This window comes from Mycobacterium sp. 1245801.1 (assembly GCF_001673055.1).
In the GTDB taxonomy this organism is placed as follows: domain Bacteria; phylum Actinomycetota; class Actinomycetes; order Mycobacteriales; family Mycobacteriaceae; genus Mycobacterium; species Mycobacterium europaeum_A.
In genome coordinates this window covers 1-2,766 of sequence record NZ_LZKY01000018.1, presented here as the reverse complement: position 1 = coordinate 2,766, position 2,766 = coordinate 1, and the positions used below count along the sequence as shown (strand labels likewise).

The window sequence follows — 2,766 nt, the reverse complement described above, 5'->3', positions numbered from 1 at the left end:
TCTTGTCACCGACAACAATCACGGCGGCGGTCTGCGCTCCCTGGCCCGCGACGTAGGCCTTGACGCCGGCGGGCGGCGGGACGGCGGTGGGCGGCGGCGGTGCGGCCGGGCGCGGTGCCACGGAGTTGGCCGGCGGGGCGGGCAGCGGCGCGACGGACGGCGCGGGTGGGGCCTGGCGGTTCTCGATCCCGGTCAGCGTGTAGGCGACCCCGCCGATCGCGGTCATGGCGACCACGGCCGACATGCCGATGACCAACTGGGAGAACCGAAGCCGCAGCCAGCGCCGGCGTTCCCGCGGCGGCTGGATGACGTTGAGCCGCATCGACCAGCCGGCCGGACCGTCTTCGTCGTAGGTTTCCCCGCCGAACCGCATCCGCAGGTCACCGGGGTATTCGGTTTGCGACCAAGCCAATTCGCGATCGGTCAGCGCCTCGTCGTCGATCACCAGCACGTCGCCGGCGCCGAGGTCGACGACGTCACCGGCGGCGTCGGCCGAAGCGAGCAGCCCGATCGACGTCCGGGTGCGCAATTCCAGTTCGCCACCGCGGGAAGCCAGGATCAGCGCCCCGCTTGCCGCGGCCAGGGCAGGTTGCGCCGGCGTGAGGATCGGCGTGCGGCCGTGCATCGAAAGACGTTCGGTGACAAGCGGTATGCGCGCGCCGCCCCCGACCGTGACCACCGCGGCCAGGTCCGACCAGCTCTTGCGGTAGCGGACCAGCATGTCGTCGAAGGCATAGATGAAGCCGGTCAGCCGATCCTGGATCAGCTCTTCGAGGTCGTCCTGCGTCAGCGTCAGGCTGCAACTGCGCCCGCCGAGCACCGCGACGATGTCGGTGGCCATGTCGGCCGAGAGCCGCTCCTTGGCCGCGCGGCATTGTTCCCTGAGTTCGCCGAGCTGGCCGACACCGGCGGTGCTGGCCGGGTCCAGGCCACTGCCGTGGCCCAGCTCCTCGAAGGCACGCAGCTGCAACTCCTGGTCGATCTCTTCGCCCGACAGCGCGGTGTAACGCAGTGTCGCGCTGACGAGTTCGAAATCCCCCGCGACGTCGACCAAGGTGGCCGACGTGCCGCTGCCGCCGAAGTCGAGCAGCCCCACCACGCCCTCGTCGGGCAGTCCGAGCTCGGACTTGACCGCGGTCAGCGAGGCGATGGCGTCGCTGACCAGCCGCGGCGCCATCCCGCTACGCACGAAGCCCACATGGGTGCGCAGGGCGTCCCGCAGCGCCTGCACCGTCGCCGGTTTCCAGTGCGCGGGCACGGCGATGGAGATCTCCGAACATGCCGCGTCCGCACCCGCGGCGAGCACCATCGCGTCCAGCGCCTCCACCGTCAGCAGTTCCGGGTCGTGCGTGGAACCGTCGGGTGACACCAGCGCGACGGAATCACCGATGCGCTCGATGAAGCCCTTCATCGGCACGCCGGGCTCGGCGAGGTACGGATTCTCTTCGGGCGCACCGACTTTCGGAGCACAGTGCGGGTAAAGGGTAACCACCGACCGGCGGGTAACCGGTGGGCTTCCATTACGCGCAGCGACCAGGTTCGTGGTCCCGATCGACAACCCGAGTGGGTCGTACATAGAGCGAAAACCTTCGTCCATAGGGGTCGGTGGCCAGCGTTAACGATAGCGGCGGACACGCGGAAAGCCGATGCTTCGCAATGTCATTGGTATCCGCTCGATGCGCTTGCGTCACCGAAGCGGTATCGAAAACCCCTTGACAAAAAGCTTTGTGCTACAACACCGTCAGCGGCAGCGAACGCCTGGGCTCGAACTGGAATGTCGATCCGCCGCTGACCCTGACCACCGAAACCTCTGGCAGTTCCTCGGCGGGCGTATCGGTTTCGATCAGCTCCGCCGTCCAGTCGGTGGCCGTCCCGCTAACTCGGACCGCCAGGTGCGGTTCCACCGCGGTGACGATGGCCTGGAGCGGTTGGACGGATTCCGGCGAGCACAACGAGATCCAGGCGGCGTCGTCGTGGGCCGGCGACGGGCGGACGTGCAACCGGTTCGATTCCGTCTCGGCGACAACGTAATCCGCGGGGTTCAGCAGCGGGTGCAGCTCGAGGACCCGCAATACCCCTTCGATCCCGCCAGGAAGCTTCAGCGCCCGGTGGATGCGTTCGGCGGCCACGCCCGCTATGCCGATCAGGCCCCGGGTGCATACGCCGACGGCTTCCTCCTCGCTAGCCGCCCGGGCCCGCACCGCGATCGCGAACGACAGGTACAGCAGGTGCATCTGCAGGCACACCTCGTCGGCCATCCGGACCAGCGCCGAATGGGAGAAGGCGGCGAAGTCGAAGTCGGACAGCAGGGGGCCCGAGTAATCCGCCTGCCCCTCGTCCGAACGATCGATGGCGTCGAGTTCCCATGTGGCGGCGCGGGTTCGGCTGACGATGTCCAGCGCCGGGATGCTCTGCGCCTCGGGGTAGGACTCGTCGATGATGACGGTCCACGCGCAGTGCGGGTGCCGGTCGGCGGGCGTGCGGGGCGGCCGGTGGATCGGGCGCACCTGGGCGCGCGGGTTGGTCGCGATCGCGGTGGCGTCGAACGTCGGATCCTCGATGGTGTGGCACATTCCGAACACGTACTGTTCGCCCATCGGCTCCACGTCGAGCAGGGCGCCGCAGTGGTCGAGCTGGAATTCGCCGTGCCAGCGGTCATGGACCGTGTACCGGAAATCCATGAACTGCGGCGGCGCCCCGATGTCGAGCTGCAGGCCCTTGAAAATCGTGATGACGTCGTCGCCCTCGTAGTTCAGCGCCTTCTGC

Annotated in this window: 2 protein-coding genes; both read right to left on the bottom strand. The window is 68.4% G+C overall.

Features of this window, described 5'->3' with window-relative positions:
- Positions 1–1,576 (bottom strand): Hsp70 family protein (locus A5622_RS01015; RefSeq protein ID WP_232002806.1); only part of this gene is annotated, 1,576 nt, incomplete at its 3' end.
- A 154-nt stretch (positions 1,577–1,730) separates the two neighbouring features.
- A partial coding sequence (locus A5622_RS01010) for a hypothetical protein (RefSeq protein ID WP_066876098.1) occupies positions 1,731–2,766 on the bottom strand: 1,036 nt, incomplete at its 5' end.